This is a genomic window from Bartonella callosciuri (assembly GCF_014203215.1).
Taxonomy (GTDB): Bacteria; Pseudomonadota; Alphaproteobacteria; order Rhizobiales; family Rhizobiaceae; genus Bartonella; species Bartonella callosciuri.
Genome location: NZ_JACHIM010000003.1, coordinates 41402 through 64932, shown reverse-complemented (window position 1 = coordinate 64932; position 23531 = coordinate 41402). Strand labels below are relative to the sequence as shown.

The window sequence follows — 23531 nt, the reverse complement described above, 5'->3', positions numbered from 1 at the left end:
GCAAAACGAGAAAATATTCCTTAATATTTGATATTCTCGACTCAATATGAAAAGCAATAAATCATTATAAATCAATGTGTTGATTTATAATGATTTAGTTTTTGAAGTTTTTTAACTGCGGAGGCAGGCATTGGGGGAGGGCTAGGATCTTGGGCTGCTAATAAAAGCAATTCATCGCAGGCTTCTTCTGTTTTTTGAACCAGTTGATTTAGGAAATCACGTTTACTTAAACCAGCTTGTATGGGGGGAAGAATGCGAACGCGGATTGTTCCGGGATAGCGACGAAAATTACTTCGTGGCCAATATAAACCGGCATTGTGTGCAATGGGAACAACTTGAAGTCCCAATTCATTGTAGAGAGCAACAATCCCTGATTTATAATCTGGTTCTTGACCTGGCTGTCGGCGTGTCCCTTCGGGAAAGATGAGAATTTGGCGCCCTTCTTTTGCTTTTTCCTTTGCTTTTTGTATGATAGTTTTTAAAGCTTTAATGGGTGTTGTTCGGTTAATAGGAATAATTTGTGTTTTTGCCATATACCAGCCAAAAAACGGAATCCACGTCAATTCACGTTTTAGAATGAGAGCTGGATCATCAAAATAGGGGACAAGACTGAAGGTTTCCCATGCAGATTGATGTTTGGGAGCAATGATATAGGCTCCTTTGGGGAGATTTTCTAATCCTTCAATTTCATAGTTTGTGCCCGCAATGTATTTTTGCAAAAAGAGTGTGACACGCGCCCATGTTTTAGGCACAATCCACGCTTTTTTACGTGGCATTAAAAAATAAATAGGAGCGTAAAGAATCATTTGTACAAAAGTTGTCGTATAAAAAGCGAACGTAAAAAGAAGAGAACGAAGAATAAGCACTATATTTTCCATTTTATATTTGCAAGGAAACTGTATATATAGCCTACTTTAATATGAGAAAACATCTCTCTTTTTATATTTTTTAAAATACCCTTTTTTAGAGAATCTATTTTCTGACATTTAGAAACATAAGGAAAGAGGCTAATGAAATTGCAAGTTGGCCAAGACAAGCTTTTTATTCCACGAATTTTATCTATTGCAGGAACTGATCCTTCTGGTGGCGCTGGCATGCAAGCAGATTTAAAAGTGTTTTCAGCCATGAAAACCTATGGCATGAGTGTGATTACAGCTGTTGTTGTACAAAATACACAAGGTGTGCGTGCTTTTCAGGCATTAGACGCTTCTTTTGTTGCTGATCAAATTGATTCTGTTTTTGAGGATATTCAAGTTGATGCCGTTAAAATTGGTATGGTGGCAAATGCTCAGATTGCGCAGATTATAGCAGAGCGTCTTGCTTATCATAAAGCGCGCTTTATTGTTTTTGATCCTGTTATGGTGGCAAAAAGTGGCGATATCCTTTTAAAATCTGATACGGTGGAAATTATGCGTGATGTTCTTGTGCCAATGTCAACTTTAATTACGCCCAATTTGCCTGAAGCAGAACTGTTGTTGGGACGTAAAGTGCAATGGTCGTTAAATGCTATGTATCAATATGCTCCACAGCTTTTGGCATTAGGTTGTAATGCAGTTTTGTTAAAAGGTGGGCATTTAAGTACTCTTGCTAACAAGGGTACGGCGAATTACGATTGTTCTAGTCCAGATCTTTATTGTGATTGTGAAAATCTTTTCGTGCTTGAAGCTTCTCGTATCATAACCACTCATAATCACGGTACTGGTTGTACCATTTCAGCTGCAATTGCAGCCTTGTTGCCTACACAACCTTTGGTCTGTGCCGTTAAACAAGCAAAAGACTATCTGAATGGTGCTTTATCTGCCTCAAGCGCGTTGCAAGTAGGGAAAGGAAGAGGACCACTTCATCACTTTTATGTTTTATGGAAGAATGTATGAATCAATTGATGTAAAAAAAATTCACTCTGTGGCTTGTCTCGTCGCTCTATTTTATTTTGCAGTTATACAAAAGCTTATAAAGACTAGTTGATTGTCGTTTGACAGTCGTTTTTGTATTTCGTGAGCTGAGAGAAAAATAAGTGGTGATTCACGCTATTATGAACGATAAAGAGATTAAGACTATGGGAAGATTTATCTGTTAATCGTGTAACTCGTTACGAACAAAGATGAAGTTATCCAAAGAAAATGAAAAATGTAAACAAAGATAAAACTGTTCCTATTGCTATATTAATATAGCCTTTTACGCATTGCTTTTTAAAGTGACGCTCGCAAATGATATGAAAAAATGATTATCAAGGTAAATTATGCAAATATGTTGAAGCAATATATTGTTACAAGTTCAAATCCTTTTTTAACACTACAGTCAGAAGATAAGAATTTTAGGAAAGCCGCTATAAAGAATATTGAGATTTTAGGGTTGGATATTTATGTCGTAAAATTGTTCTCTGTAGCTTGTTAAAATCTTTGCTTTCCTTTTAGCATTATTTTTATTCTTTGGTATTAATTTTTCTGAATTTAAACTGTTAATTTCAGATTTAAGCGATTTAACTGCTCTGTATAAAAAAGAGCAGTTGCCCATTCGTTTTACTAAAAAACAGCATTTTGTCGTTGAGAATGATCACCGATACACCCAATATGGAAAATGCTTATACGCATATGCTGTTGTACACAAATCTGTAATTTTAGCAAAACCGTTCTCTTTTTTCTCAATATCATTGCATTATCGATTATAAGGTCCATAGCCGGTTCAGATAAGATGGCGAAAAAATGAAACTATGAAAAAATGCGTATTTGATGATTCATTTTACTTTTATTTCTGAAATTAATTTATCTTTTATATATAATTCCATTCTATCAGACTTAGAAAGTTTGCCTACTCCTTGTGGAGTGCCTGTATTATATTATATCTCCACTCTCTAGCTGAATGTAGCTGCCCAAGAAGGATATTATTTTTCCAAAGCTAAAGACCATATTTCCTGTATTGCTAAATTGCCTCGTTTCACCATTCAACTTCATTTCAAAGGTTATTGGGTCGCTTATTTTTTCTTTGGTTATAAAATCAGAGATGTATGCGGCTCCTTTAAATCCTTTAGAAAAAAGCCAAGGAAGTTTTTTTCTTTACAGTTTTGTTTGCAAATTCCTTGCTGTGAGATCAAGACCTATCGCTACAGCATCGTAGCATTTTTCAGCTTCCACCTCATCAACCATAAAGTGTCCTTTGAGACTCTAAGAACACTTTCAGTTTCGAAATGAATTTCTTTGGAAAAATCAGGGAGATAAACGTCATTTCCTAAAATGAGTGACTATTCGGCTTACTAAAGATAACGGGTTTATCTTCAACAACATTGCCTAGTTCATGAGCATGCTCAATATAATTGAGTCCAACACCGTAAATGTTATTAATCATAGGAGACCACTAAGTTTTTTATTTTGTTTTTGTACACCAAAGGTACAACTGTGGAAACAATATTTTTTCTTGTATAAATATGTTTGTTTTCTAAAAAGCTATCGTTTTGCTGGCTACAGCTACGATAAACTTGCCAAAGCATTTTTCTTGTAGGTATCATCTTTTTTCATGGAAAGATCTCTTAGTAAATAGTCTCAGCTGCTTTTCCGTTTGGCTAAATTGTTTATCTGATTAATTCTGATGTTGATTTTTTCAGAAGATATGTAAGAGAATTCGTTTTCATTTTTCAGTAACCTTATCCATGTGTACAAACACACAAATCCCCTCTGTTATGTTAATGAATTTTGGCTATATTTTTAAAATATGTTTTTTCAAACAGTTTTGATGTGTCACTTTTAAGATTAAAACAAATCTTATAAAGATAACAACTCTTTTTATGCATGGGTTGTTTTGTCATATATATTGCGACAGGGCCTATCCATACTTTTCTTTTAAGCTACTTACACATAGGGTAGTTTAACACGAGTTTATATTTAGTGGGAAAAGATGGGATCAGGGAAGAATAGGTGATAATTTTTTGTTTTTATGGCTATTTTTACCACTAATGGACTGTTTATCGAATTGGGTCTTGATAGTAGAAGATTAAAAAAAGCGAAAAATTGCAAAAATCAAAATCTGATAGTGAAAAAGAGATTATGCTCTCAAAGTAACCTTTGAAATATTTTTGAAGACCCTTTGAGAACTCCTTTAAAACCTTTTGAGAAGATAAATTGGTGCAAAAGCTCATCCCAAATTATACAAAACCTACCGACAAGCTACAGGGACAAAACTTCGTGATAAATTTTAGCTGAGTCTGATGATAAGCTAGATAAATCTTCACTATACAGCTTGTCGAACAGCTCTGTTCTGTTTTGCGGTTTACAAAAACACATAAATGTTGTCTGATAAATATGAAAACCAATAAGTATAAACTGGAGCGGGCGATGGGATTCGAACCCACGACCCCAACCTTGGCAAGGTTGTGCTCTACCCCTGAGCTACACCCGCTCACCGATTCGAAACATATTGTGCTTCAGATGCTGCTTGTATGGCTTAGGATTCGGCGAATTGCAACAAAAAAATAACATTTTAGTTTGATTTATTTTGCGAATGCTTCAGAAATAAAAATAAAAATTGATTTTGGAATTGTTCTTCAATAGATTACGCCATCTTTAATTATTGCAAAGAGGGGCGCAATACAATATCGAAGATAGTGAATGGTCGAAGATAGTGAATGTATGTATTGCAATTGCAATTATTTTTGTCATGAATAGTCTTGCAAGAGCAGGTTGTCATGTCAAAATTGCACTTACATAAATTATGGTATACCCCGCTGCGGATACGGTTCGCAGAGGAGTAATAGATGTGCTTGCAGAAAATAGTTAGAAGCAAGGTGAAAATTTCGAACTCACTTTTTTATCAACACAGGGCAATATCTCTACAGCAACGCAAATTGCACGTAAATTTGTTGGTGATAAGTCTGATGTAATTGTTGTTATTAGTATACCTTCAGCACAGACAATGCTTGCAGCAACGAAAAAATTCCTATTATTTTTGCTGCGATTTCTGACCCTATTGCAGCAAAGATCGTGTCTTCGCTTACCCAACCCGATGGCAATGTTACAGGGACTTCTGATCGAATTGATGTTGCAGAAAGTCTTTAATTTTTGCAGGAAGTAAAACCAGATTTAAAAAAATTGGTTATCTTTATAATGCTTCTGAAGCAAATTCAGTTTCAACACTTAAGATGTTGCAAGAGGTAGTGGATAAAGCTGGAATTGAAGTTATTCCCTTATCGGCACCTAAACCTTCTGATGTTCAGGCGGCAACACGGGCTTTAGTTGATAAAGTGGATGTCATTTTTATTCCAGCTGATAAGACGGTTTTTTCTGTTTTAGAGGGTGCAGTAAAAGTCACACAGGAAATGAATCCGCCGTATTTACTGTAGATTCTAGTTCTATTGGATGCGGCCTTTTTATGACACAGGGGGTAAATTTTTACGATGTTGGAGTTTAAGCTGGGAAACTGGTTGTGCGTATTCTAAAGGGTGAAAAGCCTGGCGATATTGATGTTATACAGGCCGCTAATAATGACATTAGAATTGATATGGAAGCAGCTAAAAAGCTGGTATTGTTATCCCGCAGGTAGTGATGGAATGCGCAACAAAGGTTATTCAATAGACTTTCATTGATGTTATGTTGAGATGATAAAAGGACGTTAAGTTTTCATGGGGTCATTTTGAATAAGTATATTTGCATTTTCTGGTGCTATGGAATTGGGTCTTATTTATGCATTTGTTGCTATAAGGATTTATCTCTTGTTTCGCGTCTTAGATTTTCCTGATTTAACTGTTGATGGTTCATTTCTTCTTGGGTCATGTGTTTGTGGTGTTTTGATTCTCTTTTAGGTTTCAATGTATGGTCGCTATGGCATGTGCTTTTTTTGCAGGCATGGCAGTTGGTTTATTAACAGCTTTGCTGAAGTTGTGTTTTGGTATTTTAAATCTTTTAGCTTCCATTTTGAGAATGTCAGCACTTTATACAATTAATCTTCGTATTATAGGGATTATGGGAGAGTCTAATGTTAATTTGGCGATTGCTATACTGCTTTAACGCCTTTTTATAATCTGTTTGGCTTATCTGATATCTTTGTACGTCTTCTTTTTGTTGCTAGCTGTATTGCTGGTTGTCGTGTTTTTTATTTGGCGCTTTTTGGAAAGTGAAATAGGTCTTGCTATGCGAGCAATGGGAGCTAATCCACGTATGGCTACGGAGCAAAGAGTTCATACGTCCGCGTTGACTTATTTTTGTATGGGGCTTTCAAATGCATGCGTTGCGCTTGGTGGTTCCCTTTATATTCAAGCTGCGATTGCTAGCGATATTACCGGTGGAGTTGGTGCGATTGTTTTCGGTTTAGCAGCGGTTATTATTGGTAAAACTCTCTTTCGTACGCGTAATATTTTTTTGGATTATTGTTAGTTGTATTGTGGGTTCAGTATTGCATCGTGTTGCAGTGCGGTTTGCCTTTGAGGCGAACGGGATTGGTATTGATGCGTCGACAGACCTTCAGTTGATCACAGCTTTGTTAGTTGCTTCAGTCCTTATTGTACCACGCTATTGAGGGAGGCGTAAATATGATTGAGTTTTCTCATATTGGGATCACGTTTAAACCGCAAACGTCTTTCGAAAAACAAGCATTAATTGATATTAACCTCAAAATTGATCGGGGCAGTTTTGTTACCATTATTGGGTCAAATGGTTCTGGTAAATCAATTTTGCTTAGTGTTTTAGTAGGCACGATTCTTCCTACAGAGGGAAAAGTGCTGATCAATGGACAAAATGTTTCCAGGTAATCAATAAGTAAGCGGGCTGGGAGGGTTGTTGCTTGTGTTTTTCAAGATTCGTTAATAGGAAGTTGCGGTTCTTTAACAATTGAAGAAAATTTGGCTCTTGCTGCTCTTCGGGGAAAACGCAGTGATTTGCGTTCAGCTCTAAATCATGAAAAACGGCAATTTTTTCGAAATGAAATTGCCCAATTAGGGATTGGCCTTGAAGCATATATCCATAATCCTATGGACAGTTTATCAGGTAGACAACGTCAAACAGTTTGTCTCGTAATGGTAACTTTAGCGCATGCGGATGTTTTTATTACTTGATGAACATACCTCAGCATTGGATCCAGGAATGGCTAATTTTGTGCTGAGGTTAACTGAAAAAATCGTTGAAGAGAAAAAATTAACAACTATTATGGTAATGCATTCTATGCGTCAGGTTCTTGATTACGGAGATCGCAAAATTGATGTTACATGGTGGAAAAGCGATTTTGGATGTGTATCAAGAAGAATGTAAGGGTTTGAATATAAATGATCTCATTGGCATGTTTCAGAAAGTTCGTGGGGAAGTTCTTGATGATGATGAACTTTTAATGGATTAATATTTTGGCTCAGAAAAAAGCACATGAAGTTGACCATTTTCTAACGCGTCTTTCTCGTGCTTTTCCTATTGTTCTCATTTACGGGCCAGATCGTGGTCTTGTTTGTGAACGTGCACAGCGTTTTGCGAAGCTTACACAGGTAGCGATAGAAGATCCATTTGCAACGATTCGTGTGGATGCCGCTGAGATCGATAAAGATCCTGCCCGTTTGGAAAATGAAGCGCGTACTTTGTCGCTTTTTGGAGGGGATCGTTTGATATGGGTTTCTCATGGTGCTAACCAGAAAGGTTTTCTTAAAGCCTTGAAGCTTTTAATTGAGGAACCACCAGAAGCCTGTTTTATTCTCATTGAGGCAGGGGATTTGAAAAAAGGAACAGGGCTGCGCAGTGTTGTTGAAACGGCATCAAAAGCGATGGCTCTTCCCTGTTTTGCCGATGATACTCGTTCTCTTGATAGTTTGATTGATGAGGTTTTGGCGCATTTTAAGAAGACCCTTTCTTTGGAAGCACGCAAGTGGTTGCATGAAAGTTTGGGAGGAGATCGTCTTGTTTCCCGGAGTGAATTGGAGAAGCTTTGTTTTTATGCTTCAGATAGCTCTATTACTCTTGCAGACGTAAAAGCTGTTGTGAGCAATGTGAATGCTGTTTCTCTCGATGAAGTAGTTGATGCTCTTTTATTAGGCGATATCGCAGGTTTTGAGACTCATTTTAGCCGACATGCATCATTGCATAATACACTTTTTTTTATTTTGAGTACGGCACAAAGACATTTTCAACAATTACAGCTTTTGCGTTATCAAGTAGAGGTCGAAGGAAAATCGCCTTCTATAGTAATTTCTCAAGCACGGCCACCGATTTTTTTTCAACGGAAAAAAATAGTTGAGCAAGCTTTAAAATATTGGAAATTAAAACATATTGCCTATGCTATGGAAAGAATTCAAAGTGCTGTTTTAGAAAGCCGTAAAAATCCGCTTTTAGGAGAAGCAATCATTCGCCAAGCTTTGCTCGGACTTACACTTGTTGCGCGGCGCCAAATGGCTGCTTAAAATATTAGGCTGTATTTATAAAGATTTATTTGTAAACCTTGAAAATTTTTGAAGTGAACTTTTTTCATAAGATTTATTTGTTTTTTGGAAAATAAATAAAGAGAGCAGTTTCTAAAAGACGGATTTTATAGAGTTTGCATCTATCATTCGTATAAGTTTTTATAGTTAAAGTGAGAGAATTGCGACAAGAGAACTTGTTGTTTTTATTACATTCGATAAAAGGAGAATATTATTTTGATCAATCAACTTGTTTCATAACAAGTATATTAAGTTATTGTTCTCAAGTTTTCTTTGTTCGTAAAGGGAATATGATTCATATTAGCTTGATGTATGAAAACAGGGGAAAATGCTTTTAGAATTATCGTATCTTTTTATACGCGTTGTTTGGTGGAATTTTCAACAGGGGAAAAACTTGTATTGATTGATAAAGTTAGAGAATTTAGCGCAATGTAATCCCAGTTTTATGCAAAGAAGTGATATTTGCTTACTCTTCTGAGAAGCTTTTGGGAATAAAACGAATGATATTTTTTAGAGAGTCGTTCGTATTATTGCTTAAAAATTTGAGAGAGCATTTGTATTTTATACCATGATGCATACTTGTAAGCAATGAATCGATAAATTTTAGAGCCTGATGTTACACGTTTTATCGTTTATTTTTGGGGGTGTATTTTCTAGGTAAAAATGATCTGCTTTTGGTTTGCGCAGGTGATTATTAGATAGCCCGCGTGACTTTGTTATTTATTCTTTTGTTGGTTGTGGTTTTTAAAATATTTGATACATAACTTTTGAACAAACAGGCAGATAAACCGGAGTTTTGTTACTGTTTTCAAAGAGTCTTTAAAGGTGAAAGATGTTCCATATTCGGTTTGAAAAAATAGCACTTATTGGGATTGGTCTTATAGGCTCTTCTTTAGCGAGAGTGATTAAAAAGAAAAATCTCGCGGTTCATATTTCTATTGCAACGCGTCGTCAAGAAACATTGAAAAGAGCGCGTGAATTGGAACTTGGAGATTTTTATACAACCGATAATGCAGAAGCTGTTGAAAATGCAGATCTTGTTATTGTTTCTGTTCCTGTGGGAGCAAGTGCAGAAGTCGCAAAAGACATTCGTGATTATTTAAAACCTGGAGCGATTGTGAGTGATGTCGGCTCTACAAAAGAGGTGGTCATCGCAGAAATGGCACCTTTATTGCCAAAATCAGTTCATTTTATTCCAGGTCATCCGATTGCTGGAACAGAGTACTCAGGACCGGATGCTGGTTTTGCTGACTTGTTTATGAATCGCTGGTGTATTCTAACGCCTTTTGCTGAAAGTGATGCTGTGGCTATAGCGCAATTAACAGCGTTTTGGGAAGCTTGTGGTGCGTGTGTTGAAAAGATGGATCCTAAACGTCATGATCTTGTTTTGGCTGTTGTGTCGCATTTGCCGCATTTGATTGCTTATAATATTGTCGGGACAGCCAGTGATTTAGAAAAGGTAACAAATTCAGAAGTGATTGCTTATTCCGCTTCTGGTTTTCGTGATTTTACCCGTTTGGCATCTTCTGATCCTGTTATGTGGCGAGATATTTGTTTACATAATAAGGATGCCATTTTAGAAATGTTGAGTCGTTTTAGTGAAGGACTTACTTTTTTAGAACAGGCAATTCGTTTGGGAGATGGTGAAACACTGTTTAACTTTTTTACGCGTACGCGTGCTGTACGTCGTAATATTATTGCTGCAGGACAGGAAATTGATGCCCCTGATTTTGGGCGTCATACTGTTTCTAAAGAAAGTGGGTAAAAACAAGGGGAGAGGGTTGAATTTTGCTGTTTTTTCAGAAATCTGTTATTCTTTTAGGTCATGGATTGCTGTCAAAAAGGGTGTAATTGTTTGGGTTTAGATAATCATGGTTTAAAAGGGTTTTATGTGTGTAAAGATTATCATCTGTGACTCTCTATGTTATAGGGTGTGCACAAGAGATTGTTTCTTTGTAAAGGAGAAACCTAAGAAGTAAATTGTTATATCTCTTTGTATAATGCACTGCTTTTTTGTTTTCATATAAGGATTGTTTTCGACTAATATCGTTTGGTGCATTTTGCTTATATTGTTCTTTAGTTGTAGGTATATACTCAGATAGTTATATACCTTAGATGTGAAAAAGATTATCTGGGGTGTGTAAGCTTGCAATAAAGGTAATGTATTGCCTTGTGTTAATTTATGTAGATACATAAACTGCTTCGATAAACGAAAATTAATGTCTACAGATTTTCGTCTGTCTTTGGTTCTTGATGTATAAAGCTAATTGATTTGTTCTTTTCAATTTTTGTAAGGAGTTAGACTTGACCCTATGGATCATTGCCTTCTATATTGAAAAATAGGTTTTAATTATTTTATAAAATTTGGATAGACTTAGAAAGAGTGTTACCAGAAAGTATTAAGATTTGTTAAAAAATATCTTTTGGTATAGCTATCGTATTTTTGTTGATGCAGTGAGCCATTATTGGCGTGATAATGGCAGTGCTTTTGCCAGTCATATAGCGCTTTCTGGGCTTTTAGCAATTTTCCCTTTTTTTATTTTTTGGACATCCCTTGCGAGTTTTCTTGGCGCTTTTACATACACACCGCAAAAAATCAAAGCGCTTGTACAATTATTGCCAGATGTCATTGCAGAGCCTTTGTCTAAAGAAATTATCAATGTTTTAACCATTCAGCGGGGAGGGGTGTTGACGATTTCGGTCATTGGGGCAGCTTATTTTGCTTCTAATGGAATAGAGGCTTTGCGTACAGCTTTAAATAAAGCTTATCGCGTTGTTGATCGGCGGAGTTTGTTGTTTTGTCGGTTTCAAAGTTTGTTTTTTGTGATCCTCGGAGCGATTGGTTTTGCCATGATCAGCTTTTTGTTGATTTTGGCACCTTTGCTGATAAAAATTACGCAAAATCATCCTTTTTTCATTACTGAATATATCGGGATCATTCGTCTATGGCGCTACATAATTGCGGCAGTTGTTCTCTTTGTAAGTCTTTTGATTGTTCATAAGTGGCTCCCAGCAGAACGACGGAAATTTATGGATATTTTACCAGGAATTGTGGTGACAATGTTCGTATGGTTTATGGCTTCCATTGCTTTTGCGCAGTATTTGACCATGTTTGATTATATTTCTACCTATGCGGGGTTAGCGTCTATTATGGTCGCCATTATTTTTCTTTACATATTAAGCGCTATTTTTATTTTTGGAGGTGAAATAAACGCGGCGATAATGTTTTATCGCAATCATTTGCAAGGTTCAGATACGTGAAAGGGCTTTTTTGGGTGAAAGACAAGAGACGAATAAACAAATAAAACCTGCTATAACTTTATTTAGTTGCTGCGGATGCTTGTCCTGTAAAAACTGAAGTTTACAGTGTTATGAATCGCTATCAGTTAAAAACATTTGTTATGACAAATCGCCTTTTTACTCTTCCAGATGGAAAACTTATCCAAAAAATTGTTGTTTCTGATGGACTCGATTGTGCCTGATGGCATTGTTGAGCATGTACATGAGGTTAGTATCGTTATTACTAGTGATATTCCTTTAGCAGCACGGGTTGTGCGGGCTGGGGGGTGTATTTTTAATGAAAACTCAATTGGTCAAGCTTTGGCAATGTGCAATGTGCTGGAAGATTTACGAAGACAGGGCAATATGATAGGTGGTTCCCGCCCTTTCTGTGGCAAAGATCATTCTGCTTTTTTATCAGCACTGGATTTGGCTGTACAACGTTAAAAAGAAGCGTTTATTAGGTTATCGGACCTTCTTTAATGATTGCTTTTATAAGCGCTTTAGCATCGTCATTTGCCCATGGAGCTGCACCGTTGAATGAAGCAATGAGACGACCATTTTTATCAATCAGAAGTGTGATAGGCAGTCCTAAAGCAAGCCCTTGTTTTCGAACGTTGTTGAAAATAGCCATTGTTTCATCACGGTAGTAAAGCAAATTATCAGCATGAACATCCTGTAAAAATTGCTGAATTTTTTCAGGAGAAGCCGTTTTATCGGTATTAATAGCTATTACATCGAAATTTTCTCCACCAAATTCACGTTTTAATTGTGCAAGTTCAGGCATTTCTGCGCGGCAAGGTTGACACCAAATAGCCCATAGGTTGATCAGCATCGGTTTGCCGGTAAATTCAACGAGTTTGTGGTCTTTTCCTTGAATATCCTTGAAAGAGAGTTGATTCATATCTGAGGGTGTATCAGCAAATCGTATATGAGTGAAAAATCCTTTTGCTGCTTTTCGAATTGCCATCATTTTTTCTGTATTTATTTCTTGTGCTATTGCTACTGAAATGAAATGCGAAAAGAAAGACTCTCTCTTGTTATGGTGGTTTATTATTGCGTATAAACACAAAGCAATGATAAAGGATGCGATGAAAAACTGTGTTTTTTTGCTGGTAAGAGTTTGAGGAATCATGATTTTTATCCTTTTTATGGATGTTTTCAGAATATGATCGACGAAAAGTTAAAAACCAAATGTGGGGTGGCAGATTTATAGCAGGACATACTGAAATTATAGAAAAAATTAACACCTCAATTGATTTTTATCAAAAACGTTATCGGCAAGATATTGAAGGTTCCCTTGCTCATACTGCAATATTAGCGTAAACAAAGACCATTTCACAATAAAATTATCAAAAAATTGATCATGGGTTAAAGTGTATTCGTCAAGAAATTGAGAACGGTACATTTATTTTTTCACAACAGCTTTAGAATATTCAGCTTTACATATGAATATTGAAGCGCGGCTGAATGAATTGATTGATCCTGTAGCAGGGTGTTTGCATACGGCACGTTCACACAATGATAAAGTTGCCGTTGATTTTCGTTTATAGGTGCGTGAGGCATTACACAGAATAGCGCAAGCTTTAAAAAGATTGATAGAGCAATTGCTTATTCGAGCAGAACAACATGTCGATATCTTTATGCTAGGCGTTACCCCTTTACAATCGGCACAACTTGTAATATTTGGCCACTATATTGATGGCTTATGTTGAAATGTTTGGTTGAGATTTATCGTGAATGCGTGATGCTGATTGAGCGAATGAATGAATCGCCTTTAGGAGCTACTGCTTTGGCAGGAACAAGCTTTCCCATTGATCGTTTTATGACAGTAAAAGCGCTAGGTTTTCGGGACCAACACGCAATTCGATTGATAGTGTTTTGGATCGTGATTTTGCATTGGAATTTTTAAGCACTAGTGCTCTTTGTGCAATGCATCTTTCGCGTTTAGCAGAAGATATTGTCCTTTGGTCAAGTGCACAATTTCATTTTATCCTTTTATCGGATGCTTTTTCAACTGGTTCGTCCATTATGCCACAAAAGAGAAATCCTAACGCGTCAGAACTTGTGAGTGCCAAAAGTGGATAGCTGAATGGTACACTGCTTGGGTCGTTAGCGGTGATGAAAGAATTATCTCTTGCCTATTCAAAAGATATGCGAGAAGATAAAAAATATGTGTTTGATGGAGCTTTGAATTTAGAATTATCGCTGACAGCAATGATAGGAATTGTAGATGATTTGCAAGTCAATAAAGACGTTATGAAACAAATAGCTGATGCTGGGTATACAACCGCAACAGATTTTGCTGATTGGTTGGTGCATGAATTGGGGCTTCCTTTTCGTGAAGCACACCATGTTGCGGGACCGTGATGTGACATTATCAGAAAAAATGTTGCCTCGATGATTTGTCATTGGATGAACTTCAAAAAATATGTCCAGAGATTAATGCAGCACTTTTTGATGCTTTAACGGTTAAAAAATCCGTTAAAAGCCGTACAAGTTTTGGTGGGACGGTACCGTCAAAAGTACTTTATAAAATTGCTTATTGGAAAAAATGCCTTATTACAGCCTGAATGGTTGGATCGTAAATCCAATGAAATAAAAAGAAAAATCCATCGGAGAAAAAAGGCGTATGAAAATCATCTTAAAAAATTTAACAATTATCCTTTTGGGGAGCATTATTATTGTTGGATGTGGGCGTAAAGGACCATTGGAGATGCCTTCTCCAAGTGTGAAAAAGTCTGTGCAAGGAGCGTCTGTTGCCAAAAGTGAAGAAGATAAACCTTTTATTCTTGATCGTTTGATAAAATAGGAGAAGGGTATGCATTTTTTCCCTTATCATCAAGGTACGCTCTATGCTGAAGGTCTTTCGCTTTCTGCTCTTGCGCAGGCAGTGGGAACACCTTTTTATTGTTATTCGGCTAACGCATTGGTCACACGTTTTAAGGACTATCAAAAGGCATTTCAAGGGATGCCTAGTCTGATTGCTTACGCGGTCAAAGCAAATTCCAATCAAGCAGTTTTACAGCTTTTAGCAGCAAATGGAGCGGGAGCTGATGTGGTTTCAGAAGGTGAGTTGCGGCGTGCGCTTGCTGTTGGTATTCCTGCGAATCATATTGTTTATTCTGGGGTTGGTAAAACAGCAAGAGAGATAGATTTTGCGCTTTCTCAGGGTATTTATTGTTTTAATGTTGAATCAGAACCAGAACTTGAACAATTATCGCAACGCGCTGTTGCGCTTTCAAAAACAGCAAGTGTTTCACTGCGCATTAATCCAGACGTTGATGCGAAGACTCATAAGAAAATTACAACAGGAAAGTCTGAAAATAAGTTCGGTATCCCACTGTTGTTTGCAAGAGAAGCTTATAAAAAAGCGGCTTCTTTGCCTGGATTGTCTATCTGTGGTGTCGATATCCATATTGGCAGTCAAATCTGTGATTTAAAACCGTTTGAGGATGCTTTCCTTATTATTACAGATTTTGTGCGTCAGTTATGGAGCGATGGTTATGCAATAAAGCATATAGATATTGGGGGAGGGCTTGGTATACCATATGGTAATGAACAACATGTTGTCCCCTCTTTTTTTGATTATGCAGCACTTGTAAAAAAGCATATTGCACCTCTAGGCATCAATATTATCGTGGAGCCGGGACGTAGCATTGTTGGTGAAGCTGGTGTGTTGGTGACATCTGTTCTCTATTTAAAAAGGGGGGAAGGGCGGAATTTTGTTATTGTTGATGCGGCGATGAATGACCTTATGCGCCCAACACTGTATGATGCTTGGCAGAATGTGGTACTTGTGAAACAAGCACCAGCAAATGCAGCACTCATTCGGGCAGATATTGTTGGTTCAGTTTGTGAAACCGGTGATTATTTGGCATTAGATCGCTGTGTGCCAATTTTGGCATCCGGTGATCTTTTAGCGATTACGGGGGCAGGTGCTTATGGTGCAGTGATGGCCAGTACCTATAATAGCAGGCTTTTGGTGCCGGAAGTTCTTGTGCAGGATAAACGTTATGCGGTTATTCGGCCACGTCTTGATTATGCGCAATTGATAGGATGTGATTACATTCCAGATTGGATCGAGCCTAGATTAGATTAAGCATTGTTAAGTATTTTTGGTCTTATTTTTACTAAACTTTGGTGAAATAATGGATTTTAGGTGAAATAATAGATTTTATGGAAATTGTTTTATAGGGTTTGATCCTTAATGTCATAAAAACATTTCCTTTCAATACGGTGATATAAGGTACATTCATGCATATTAAAAATACAGTGTCGTTTCTCTCTAATTTCAGTTTTCTTTTGTATCAACCAAGTGTAAAGTTGAACAAAATATTCAGAGCAGGATTTGCTTGGTAAGGCTATGAAGTGAATCACATAAGTGGTCAGGGGGTAAAATTTGTCTCGCGAGAAACTAATCTGATTACGATTTGTGGGGGGTGAAAATCTTCGTTCTTTAGGCCGAGAAGGGGTGTACAAGATTTTAATTCATCACTGAAAAGGGGACAGATGCTTGTCTATGAAAAATGAAAACATCGAAAGTTTTGTGATCATAAAGCTTTTGTGTGTGCGCATTGTAATGTGGTTTATTCTATCATTTGAGCGCATATGGGTAAGGTTGTTGCCACTTTTTCTCGTTCTTAGTCTTTTTTGTTCGCTTAGTTGGTTTGGTATTTTTAGCATTCTAGGTTATTGGCTACATTTGATCCTACTTGGGCTTATGCTTTTTTTTGTTGTGGGGAGTTTGTTTTTTCTTATTCGTTTTCGATTTCCCACAATGAGGGAAGTTAATCAGCGTCTTGAACGAGAAAACGACCTTAAAAACCAGCCTTTAAGCGTTCAAACAGATCATTTATGTCTCGAAAATGATGAAGATTTTCGTGCAATTGTTTGGCGTGAACATCAATGTCGCATGGCAAAACAATTATACAATTTAAAAACCGGATTTATCTATCCTAATAGTGCGGCTTTTGATCCTCTGGCTCTGAGAACTGTATTTGTTCTTCTTTGTGTGTGTGCTTTTAGTTTTTCTTTTGGCTCTTTAGGGGGACGTTTGGCAGATGCATTTGATTTTCGTCCTATCGTTGATGAAACCTCAATGAGGATTGATGCTTGGGTGACACCTCCTGCTTATACTGGTTTTGCGCCTCTTTATTTAACAAAAGATGAAAAAAAACAGTTGACAATTCCTGAAGGGAGTAACGTGGTTGTACGTGTTGTCAATGCTGTTGGCATTACAGTAAAAGCAATCTCTGAAGAGGATGCGCATGAAGTTTTATTTTCAAAAAAAAGTGAAAAAACAGCTTTAAATGATCCCATCATTTATTTTGAAACACACTTAAAACATTCAATAACTTTGTTTATTTCATCACGTCATAAGCAGCAGCAATGGCATTTGCAAGTGATTAAAGATCGGCCTCCAACAATTCGTTGGCTGGAAAAGCCAGGGCGGATTTTAACTGGTTCATTAGAACTTCAATATGAGCTGGATGATGATTATGGTGTGACAAAGACTTTTGTTGAAATTGAACCTTTTTTTAATTCACAAAAAAACACTTTTTCTCTCTATAAGGCACCTGAAATCGAGCTTCTTTTACCACGTGGTGGAAAGGGTAAAATGCGGACAGTACAAGATGTTTCAGCGCATCCATGGGCTGGTTCGGCAGTCAAAATTACTTTGGTGGCAGAAGATGGTGCAGGGCAGAAAGGTCGGAGCAAAACCTTTGTTATGACATTACCACAGCGTGTTTTTTCGAATCCTGTTGCACGTGCAGTGAGTGAATTGCGTCGTTTATTGGCTTTGGATGTTTCTATGCAAGAGCGTGTACTTGATATGCTTGCTGCTTTGCTTGTGCGTCCAGAAGAAGGGCTGCAAAATTTTACATATTTTCTTATTCTACAGAGTGCATGGACAAGACTTTCTATGGTAGAAACAGAAGATGATTTGCGCGGTGTGGTCGATTATTTATGGCAGATTGCTTTGGGTATTGAAGGCAATCAGCTTGAATCCGTTCAAAAAGATTTAAAACAACTGCAAGCTGCCTTACGTGATGCACTTCGTTATGGTGCTCCATCTACAGAAATTGAACGGCTTATGGCAGATTTACGCCAAGCTATGGATGCGTATATTCACGCTTTAGCTGAAAAAGCACAAGATAAGAGCAATCTTAACAATAATAATTTTAGCCGTCCCAATCTTTCAGAGGATTCATTAGAAAAAAAGCTGAATTTAATTGAAGAAATGGCCAAGATGGGCTCTTCTTTAGCAGCTGAACAATTGTTGGCTGAAGTTGAAAAGACTCTTGATCATTTGCACGTTCAAAAAAGCGATCAAGGTGGGGAGAAACGTCAGAGCCAATCTGCACACATGAAAGAAAAAATGGATCAGCTTGGGGATTTTATGCGTCGTCAGCAAGAAATTCTCAATGAAACACATCAATTAGAAATGGAACAACAACGTGGAAAAACTGCACCTGAAAAACAAAGAAAATCTCTAAAAAAACGTCAGGCTGAGTTGCAGTCTGAATTATCTAAATTAGAAAAAGAATTATCAGAGCAAGGGTTTGGACCGAGTGATGCATTCAAAAAAGCAGAAGAAAAAATGAATTCTGCTGGAGATGCTCTTGATCACGGAAACAATCAAATATCTATGCAGAATCAGGCGGATGCTTTAGAATCTTTGCGAGAAGGCGCGCAAAATGTTTTAGAAAAAATACGTGAAACTATTAAAGAAGCAGGAGACAATCAAGATGCTGCTTCTGGTCCTAAAGATCCATTAGGACGTCCACTTTCTTCAAAAATAGATCAAGAAGGACAGGAAGATGTAGTTATACCGCAAGAAAGCGATCAAATGCGTACGCGGCAGATTTTGGAAGAAATCCGCAAACGTCTTGGTAAGGAGCATATTCTAGAAGTAGAAAAAAACTATCTTGAAAGGCTGCTTCATTTTAATTAATTATTCCATCTTTCTTTTAACCAATGTCAAAAAAAGCACATTGGGATGCCTTTATAATACACAGGGTTCAAGAATAAAAAGCGTTATTAAGTGTTTGTTTAAAGTGATTATAAAAAATGTTCTGTACGCTTTTTGTTATTTAAGTTTAAAATATGAAATATTAAAGTTTTTGCCATTGCGGAAAAAAGGCAGAAGTCCATATAAGTTGGGTATATGAAAGCCTATGATGTTTGAAGTTTTTTTCTACACGGTATGTTGAGTTGGATATAGTCACACTGAGAGATTTTTACGCTTCTACACTTGGGCTGCGCGTGCAGGGGACGTTGTGTGACCAATTAAATTTATGGTGGCCGGATCTTACTGATAAACGGGTGATGGGGTTTGGGTATGCGCTTCCTTACCTTTCTATGTTGCGTGCACGTGCACAACAATGTTTTGCTTTTATGCCCGCTTCTCAAGGTGCTTCCCCTTGGCCTTGTGCTGATAAGGTTGCTGCAGTGCTCGTTTTTGAAGAAGATTTGCCACTTCCCGATGCTTCGATTGATTGTATTTTATTGGTACATGCACTGGAATATACAGAAAATTCATGCGAAACGCTTAATGAAATATGGCGTGTTTTAGCGCCCAATGGCAGTTTGATTGTTATTGTTCCTAATCGCTCTGGTTTTTGGGCGCGCAATGCTTGCACACCTTTTGGTTACGGCGAGCCTTATAGTCGACAACAGATCGTTCGTTTATTTGAAAAAACAAATTTTATTTCTGGGCCAATACAAGAAATTATATATTATACGCCTTCTTCAGGTTATATTTCGCAGTTATTCTCATTTTTTTATGAGCCGTTTGCACGTCATCTTTTGCCTTATTTTGGTGGACTTTTAATGTGTCAAGCGCAGAAACGTGTTTATCAAGGTTTGCTTGTACAGCGCCGTCAGTCACGGCGTGTTTTTATTCCTGCATTATCGCCTCAAGCCTATAAGAGATCTTCTCACCTTGTACAAAATATTGATTTATAAAATAATTTATCATGCTGCATGTTGAACGAGAGTTCCGAATATCATAAATTCTTTCATTTTAAAGCTAGCTTATTATGAACCATCTCAATGCAAAAGTTATCGCAAGATTGGAAGCTGACAAATAAAATGATAACGCCGGTGTATTTTGCAGAAGTAAAATGATGATATCCAATGAATTTTGCGTTAACCATTGTGGATAGAGAGCATTATGAGATGGGATTTTGAAACAAGCCGACACCATAATTTTATTTGTCAGCTTCCAATCTTGCGATAACTTTTGCATTGAGATGGTTCATGAGAGGTATATTGAGTCTGGGTTCAAATGATTTTATCCAAATGCAGATCCCATTTATAATGTGCAAGAAACGATTTTGATTAATTCATCATAAGAGGGGTTTAGAATGAGAGAACTTGTTCTATTCTAGGCTTTTATTTAAGTGAGAAAATGATGAATTATCTTTATAAAAATGTACTTTATCTTTTTTCGGCCTCATTATGTTTCAGAAAAATTGAAGATATCAAAATCGTTTGTAAAGATGTTAATGTTGGAAAAACTTTAAAGGTTTAAGCGATAGCCTTTTTGATCGGTAATGAGAATCTGTGCATTGGAAGGATCTTTTTCGATTTTTTGTCGCAAACGATAAATATGGGTCTCTAAGGTATGAGTAACAATGTTTTCATTGTAACCCCAAATTTCTTCTAGCAGCGTTTCACGCTTCACAGTTTTGGCATTGGTGTAATAGAGGTATTTAAGAATCGCTGTTTCTTTTTCTGTAAGGTGTATTTTGTTGTTATGTTGATCAATGAGGAGTTTTTGTCCGGGTTTAAAAGTATAGGGACCAATATAAAAAATCGCATCATCATTTTGTTCATATTGACGTAATTGGGCGTGAATTCGCGCTAAAAGTACTGCAAAGGGAAAGGGTTTTGTTACATAATCATTGGCGTGTGCTTCAAGATCTAAAAGGGTATCGCAGTCAGTATCATGATTTGTGATCATGATAATAGGAGCGCTAAATCCTTGAGAACGTAACTTTTTAACGGCTTGTAAGCCATCAAGATCAGACAGTTCAATCCCCCAAATGGCTAGATCAACATTTTTCTCTTGGATTATGGTTATTCCTGCTTCAGCTGTTTTTGCTTGGAATATTTCAAACTCCTTATGCATTTGCAATTGTTCTACCAAAATGGGACGTAGATCATTGTCTTCTTCAACGATTAAAAGGGTATAGCGGTTCATTTTTTTGCTCATAAGATTCATAAAATACGGTGATCTACCGATTGTTGAAGAGTAATTTCATGAAAGAAAAATTAAAACAGAAAGCCTTAAAAAAAACCGGCTTGTGTTATTTCTGTGATTATTTAACGGCAAACGGGTACCGATGTGTGGGGTATTTTGTACATTGGTCAATATCATTTTCTTGTTCTCTAGGGCGGGTTGTATTTGTGCTTTTAAGTGCGAAGGAAATGATGCAACACCTTTAACATATATGTGCTATTTAAGTGTATTTTGTGGCAATTCTTAATCATTCTTTCTGACGTTTGATTTTTATTTTGCCGTATTTGAATGCAAGATGGTTTGTGCAATGCGCGTTGTGATGCCAATTATAATCGTTTTATCTGTTTTCTTTATGGTAGAGAGCTAAAAAGATATATCGTGAAGGTGTCCTCTATGCAATTTTGGGCTCTTGATTCGATTATGACAGAACGGAAAATAGCAAGGGGGAGTGCTGTTTTTATGCATTTAGCACGAGAAAATTATATGCAACCACAAGGGGATATATTGCATTTGCCCGCTGTAATATGGAATAGCTCTTGCTGTATATTAGTCGACGAATAAAGAACATTGTTTTAGCTTGAAAGCACTTCTCTCTTAAGGTTACCCATAAAACAGACTTCGTTCCATTCATCTTTTGTTACGGGTTGTACTGATAAGCGACTGGCGTTGACGAGCACCATATCTTTCAGTTTTGGGTTCGCTTTAATTTGTTTTAATGAAACAGGGGTTGGCATATCATAAAGTGCACGAATATCGACACATTCCCAACGTGGATCAGAGGTCGTAGAATCAGGATGTGCTTCAGCACATATTTCTACAATGCCCACGATTTCTAATCCTTTATTAGAATGATAAAAAAAGCCTTTATCGCCATATTTCATGGCGCGCATGTTGTTACGTGCTTGATAATTGCGTACACCATCCCATTGTTCACCTTCAGCGCCTTTTTGCTTCTGCATGTCCCATGACCATTTATGGGGTTCAGATTTAAAAAGCCAATAAGCCATGAAACCTCCTTTTCATAGATTATCTGTCTTTCACAAGATACGCATTTTCTATGCATCTGTATAGCACCATTAAGTATGATTTTTAATTTAAAATGGGCTAAAGAGTGCACTTTACTGATTTGTTCCTTCTTTTTAGCAAGAATCAAATTGTGTTAGAATAATATGCGATTCCTTCTAATGATTGCGTGGATTGCGTGAAAGTATTTTGTCTTTGGTGTCTTTTTTTGACTTTAGTCTAGAAAGATCAGTCTATGATTGTGTTGAGTTGAAAAAAATGGATCAGGAAAATTCTTTCTAGGAAGCTCAAAGACTGCAATAACAATAGCCACAGATAAGATGTTCAATGAAGGTGATTCATATTGTGCTTTAGAGAGTATAAACACCAATCTGTTTTTGTTATGCTTTTGTTCCACGACGTCCCGTTCCAATGATGGGAACGGATTTTTCATCCAATGGCCAGCGTGAGCGAGGGACAATATCGAGGGGGCTTGTTTCTCCTCGTGCAAGCTTTTGTGCACCAGCAAAAGCAATCATTGCAGCATTGTCGGTACATAAGGAAAGAGGGGGAGCTATAAATTCAAAACCATGTTGATGCGCAAGTTCTTGCAATGTCAATCGAATGGCTTGGTTAGCAGCTACTCCGCCAGCAACAACGAGAGCATAAGGTCGACGCCCTTGATAATGCGAGAGGGGATACTGGTGGGTAAAGTGTTGCAAAGCCAAATGAACGCGATCATGCACTGTATCAGTAACTGCTGCTTGAAAGCTTGCTGCAATGTCAGCAACATCGTTTTCTGTAAGAGGAGCCATGGCTGTTGCCGCTTTCCGAACAGCGGTTTTCAAACCTGAAAAAGAAAAATCTAATCGTTTTTCACCTTTTAAAGGTCGTGGAAGAGGGATACGATTTTTATCACCCAATAAAGCAGCTTTTTCAAGTGCTGGACCACCAGGATAAGGAAGACCTAAGAGTTTTGCTGTTTTATCAAAAGCTTCTCCCAAGGCATCGTCAATGGTGGTTCCTAAACGCTGGTAGTTGCCTACCTCGTGAACAAGGATTGTTTGTGTATGGCCACCTGAGACCAACAGCAGTAAATAAGGAAAATGGACATTATGCGTTAGCACGGCTGTTAATGCATGGCCTTCAAGATGATTTACGGCAATAAAAGGTTTCTTCGTGGCAAGAGAGAGTGCTTTTGCACTCATAACGCCTACCAAAAGTCCTCCTATCAAACCGGGGCCACTTGTGGCTGCAATGGCATCAATATCTTTTAATTTTGTGTTTGCTTCTGTTAGTGCTTTTAGAATTAAACTATCAAGAATTTCAACATGGGCACGGGCAGCAATTTCAGGAACAACACCGCCGTAAGGTGCATGATGATCAATTTGGCTCCAAACAATATTGGAAAGAATTCGGCTGTTTCCTTCATTATTGTATTCAACAACAGCAGCAGCAGTTTCATCGCAACTTGTTTCTATTCCTAATAGGCGCATTTCAGACAAAACCTTATGTTAAAGTTTCTTTCCTTGAGTGGGTATCATGGACAGACAAAGATGCAAAGAACTTCTCTTGAAATTGTTTTTTCTATACAAAAATGCGTTTTAACGCGCTATTTTAATA

The 23531-nt window shown here is 37.3% G+C and carries 14 protein-coding genes, 1 tRNA gene and 6 pseudogenes; 14 read left to right on the top strand and 7 right to left on the bottom strand.

What is annotated here, in order from left to right:
- Positions 1–71 precede the first annotated feature (71 nt).
- Positions 72–878, bottom strand: a complete 807-nt coding sequence (locus HNQ69_RS03755; RefSeq protein ID WP_183228747.1) for a lysophospholipid acyltransferase family protein — start codon at positions 876–878, stop codon at positions 72–74.
- A gap of 132 nt (positions 879–1010) precedes the next feature.
- Between HNQ69_RS03755 and thiD the strand changes: the two genes are divergently transcribed.
- Positions 1011–1874, top strand: coding sequence for a bifunctional hydroxymethylpyrimidine kinase/phosphomethylpyrimidine kinase (thiD, locus tag HNQ69_RS03750; protein WP_183228746.1), 864 nt, complete (start codon positions 1011–1013; stop codon positions 1872–1874).
- Positions 1875–2734: 860 nt separating this feature from the next.
- Here thiD and HNQ69_RS08230 read toward each other — a convergent pair.
- Together HNQ69_RS08230 and HNQ69_RS03740 are read right to left on the bottom strand one after the other, a co-directional pair.
- A pseudogene (locus HNQ69_RS08230) lies at positions 2735–3342 on the bottom strand (fumarylacetoacetate hydrolase family protein).
- A gap of 972 nt (positions 3343–4314) precedes the next feature.
- Positions 4315–4389, bottom strand: a tRNA-Gly gene (locus HNQ69_RS03740).
- 258 nt (positions 4390–4647) lie between these two features.
- Between HNQ69_RS03740 and HNQ69_RS08140 the strand changes: the two are divergent.
- The 7 genes and pseudogenes from HNQ69_RS08140 (at position 4648) to HNQ69_RS03705 (ending at position 12103) form a co-directional block, all read left to right on the top strand.
- Positions 4648–5561 (top strand): annotated as a pseudogene (locus HNQ69_RS08140) (ABC transporter substrate-binding protein).
- A 62-nt stretch (positions 5562–5623) separates the two neighbouring features.
- Positions 5624–6501 (top strand): annotated as a pseudogene (locus HNQ69_RS03730) (ABC transporter permease).
- A 13-nt stretch (positions 6502–6514) separates the two neighbouring features.
- Positions 6515–7314 (top strand): annotated as a pseudogene (locus HNQ69_RS03725) (ABC transporter ATP-binding protein).
- A gap of 4 nt (positions 7315–7318) precedes the next feature.
- A complete protein-coding gene (gene holA / locus HNQ69_RS03720) occupies positions 7319–8359 on the top strand; it encodes a DNA polymerase III subunit delta (protein WP_183228745.1) in 1041 nt (346 codons plus the stop codon).
- An 850-nt stretch (positions 8360–9209) separates the two neighbouring features.
- Positions 9210–10142 (top strand): prephenate/arogenate dehydrogenase family protein, encoded by a 933-nt coding sequence (locus HNQ69_RS03715; protein WP_183228744.1) that lies wholly within the window; start codon positions 9210–9212, stop codon positions 10140–10142.
- A 641-nt stretch (positions 10143–10783) separates the two neighbouring features.
- A complete protein-coding gene (locus tag HNQ69_RS03710; RefSeq protein WP_183228743.1) occupies positions 10784–11638 on the top strand; it encodes a YihY/virulence factor BrkB family protein in 855 nt (284 codons plus the stop codon).
- Positions 11639–11648: 10 nt separating this feature from the next.
- Positions 11649–12103 (top strand): annotated as a pseudogene (locus HNQ69_RS03705) (DUF188 domain-containing protein).
- 13 nt (positions 12104–12116) lie between these two features.
- On the opposite strand, the gene HNQ69_RS03700 reads toward HNQ69_RS03705, so the two are convergent.
- On the bottom strand, positions 12117–12791 hold the full coding sequence (locus HNQ69_RS03700; protein ID WP_183228742.1) for a TlpA family protein disulfide reductase: 675 nt from the start codon (positions 12789–12791) through the stop codon (positions 12117–12119).
- A gap of 20 nt (positions 12792–12811) precedes the next feature.
- Between HNQ69_RS03700 and argH the strand changes: the two are divergent.
- The 5 genes and pseudogenes from argH to HNQ69_RS03675 all read left to right on the top strand — a co-directional run bounded on the left by argH (position 12812) and on the right by HNQ69_RS03675 (position 19627).
- Positions 12812–14229: pseudogene (gene argH / locus HNQ69_RS08135) on the top strand (argininosuccinate lyase).
- Between the two features lie 59 nt (positions 14230–14288).
- Entirely contained in the window at positions 14289–14468 is a 180-nt protein-coding gene (gene lptM / locus HNQ69_RS03690) for an LPS translocon maturation chaperone LptM (protein WP_183228741.1), read from the top strand.
- A gap of 9 nt (positions 14469–14477) precedes the next feature.
- A complete protein-coding gene (gene lysA, locus HNQ69_RS03685) occupies positions 14478–15758 on the top strand; it encodes a diaminopimelate decarboxylase (RefSeq protein WP_183228740.1) in 1281 nt (426 codons plus the stop codon).
- 420 nt (positions 15759–16178) lie between these two features.
- Complete coding sequence (locus HNQ69_RS03680; protein ID WP_183228739.1) at positions 16179–18614, top strand: TIGR02302 family protein; 2436 nt, start codon at positions 16179–16181, stop codon at positions 18612–18614.
- A 230-nt stretch (positions 18615–18844) separates the two neighbouring features.
- Positions 18845–19627: a methyltransferase domain-containing protein gene (locus tag HNQ69_RS03675; protein ID WP_183228738.1), complete on the top strand. Its 783-nt coding sequence runs from the start codon at positions 18845–18847 to the stop codon at positions 19625–19627.
- 556 nt (positions 19628–20183) lie between these two features.
- Here the strand turns inward: HNQ69_RS03675 and HNQ69_RS03670 are convergent.
- A complete protein-coding gene (locus HNQ69_RS03670) occupies positions 20184–20867 on the bottom strand; it encodes a response regulator transcription factor (protein ID WP_183228737.1) in 684 nt (227 codons plus the stop codon).
- Positions 20868–21299: 432 nt separating this feature from the next.
- Here HNQ69_RS03670 and HNQ69_RS07825 point away from each other — a divergent pair, with 432 nt between their 5' ends.
- Entirely contained in the window at positions 21300–21467 is a 168-nt protein-coding gene (locus HNQ69_RS07825) for a hypothetical protein (protein WP_246348479.1), read from the top strand.
- Between the two features lie 11 nt (positions 21468–21478).
- Here the strand turns inward: HNQ69_RS07825 and HNQ69_RS03660 are convergent, their stop codons facing one another.
- Both HNQ69_RS03660 and tsaD read right to left on the bottom strand, forming a co-directional pair.
- Entirely contained in the window at positions 21479–21913 is a 435-nt protein-coding gene (locus tag HNQ69_RS03660) for an EVE domain-containing protein (RefSeq protein WP_183228736.1), read from the bottom strand.
- A 396-nt stretch (positions 21914–22309) separates the two neighbouring features.
- Positions 22310–23404, bottom strand: coding sequence for a tRNA (adenosine(37)-N6)-threonylcarbamoyltransferase complex transferase subunit TsaD (gene tsaD, locus HNQ69_RS03655; protein WP_183228735.1), 1095 nt, complete (start codon positions 23402–23404; stop codon positions 22310–22312).
- Between the last annotated feature and the right edge of the window lie 127 nt (positions 23405–23531).

Bases quoted from the DNA above. Each gene is read 5' to 3' on its own strand.
- HNQ69_RS03755 (WP_183228747.1), bottom strand. From the start codon at position 878: ATGGAAAATATAGTGCTTATTCTTCGTTCTCTTCTTTTTACGTTCGCT.
- thiD (WP_183228746.1), top strand. From the start codon at position 1,011: ATGAAATTGCAAGTTGGCCAAGACAAGCTTTTTATTCCACGAATTTTA.
- HNQ69_RS03715 (WP_183228744.1), top strand. From the start codon at position 9,210: ATGTTCCATATTCGGTTTGAAAAAATAGCACTTATTGGGATTGGTCTT.
- HNQ69_RS03700 (WP_183228742.1), bottom strand. From the start codon at position 12,791: ATGATTCCTCAAACTCTTACCAGCAAAAAAACACAGTTTTTCATCGCA.
- lptM (WP_183228741.1), top strand. From the start codon at position 14,289: ATGAAAATCATCTTAAAAAATTTAACAATTATCCTTTTGGGGAGCATT.
- lysA (WP_183228740.1), top strand. From the start codon at position 14,478: ATGCATTTTTTCCCTTATCATCAAGGTACGCTCTATGCTGAAGGTCTT.
- HNQ69_RS03680 (WP_183228739.1), top strand. From the start codon at position 16,179: ATGAAAAATGAAAACATCGAAAGTTTTGTGATCATAAAGCTTTTGTGT.
- HNQ69_RS03670 (WP_183228737.1), bottom strand. From the start codon at position 20,867: ATGAACCGCTATACCCTTTTAATCGTTGAAGAAGACAATGATCTACGT.
- HNQ69_RS07825 (WP_246348479.1), top strand. From the start codon at position 21,300: ATGCAATTTTGGGCTCTTGATTCGATTATGACAGAACGGAAAATAGCA.
- HNQ69_RS03660 (WP_183228736.1), bottom strand. From the start codon at position 21,913: ATGGCTTATTGGCTTTTTAAATCTGAACCCCATAAATGGTCATGGGAC.
- tsaD (WP_183228735.1), bottom strand. From the start codon at position 23,404: ATGCGCCTATTAGGAATAGAAACAAGTTGCGATGAAACTGCTGCTGCT.